This is a genomic window from Limnospira sp., from assembly GCF_051859755.1.
Taxonomy (GTDB): domain Bacteria; phylum Cyanobacteriota; class Cyanobacteriia; order Cyanobacteriales; family Microcoleaceae; genus Limnospira; species Limnospira fusiformis.
This window is the reverse complement of sequence record NZ_JBIMLI010000389.1, coordinates 1-727: the sequence shown is the minus strand read 5'-3', so window position 1 is coordinate 727 and position 727 is coordinate 1. Positions and strand designations below refer to the sequence as shown.

1 pseudogene is annotated in these 727 nt (G+C 41.4%); it reads right to left on the bottom strand.

From position 1 onward, the window contains the following. Positions 1 to 119: 119 nt before the first annotated feature. A pseudogene (locus tag ACTIE0_RS24805) lies at positions 120 to 590 on the bottom strand (transposase); the annotation flags it as partial. Between the last annotated feature and the right edge of the window lie 137 nt (positions 591 to 727).

The window sequence follows — 727 nt, the reverse complement described above, 5'->3', positions numbered from 1 at the left end:
ACTCTTGTGTGCTCGCTGCCGAAGTTTGTGGAAACAGCGCGAATTAATTCGAGGCTTGACCAGTTTTCATTGGTGGCATCAAACCGAGACTTTACTATAATTGATTATCCGGACTTGATATGATGGGGAAAATTATTAGGAGTTTTTTCGCTTCGACCGAGGTAAGCTACTAAGTGATTAGCTTCCCACTCATGACCTCCTAGTGTCGCCAGCCAATAAGCAAAAGTAATCAACAAAACCAAGGCTAAAAATCGGGTTGAATCCACCCGAGTAGATTCCATATTATAGCCCCCACTTTGACAATCTCTAAACATCATTTCGATACCCCACCGCGCTTGATAAAGTTGCTTAACCAGCTTGGGGTTATCAAGCCTAGTTAGTAAATACCACGGTTATTTTACCTTTTTTCCTCGGTGAATTTTTTGCCAATAAACTCCTAGGTTAAATCCCTGAATAGGTGCAAATTTTTGCAAGGTTACATTTTTAAAAAAATGGGATTCGCCCGACTTAAATCCTTGAGTTTTTAAAGACTTACCTGGCTGGCATGAGGTAGCTACAAAAGCACTCTTTTTATAACGAAATATAGCATTAGTCAAGGTGGTTAGGACGCAGCTTTGAGAACGGAATCCATGGCATCATGGAGAGAATCACTAAGTACAGGACAAAAGTTGTAGAGCCTGGTGAAACCGCCCTGAAAACAAAGGCAGATTAGAGAAAGTGCGGCGTA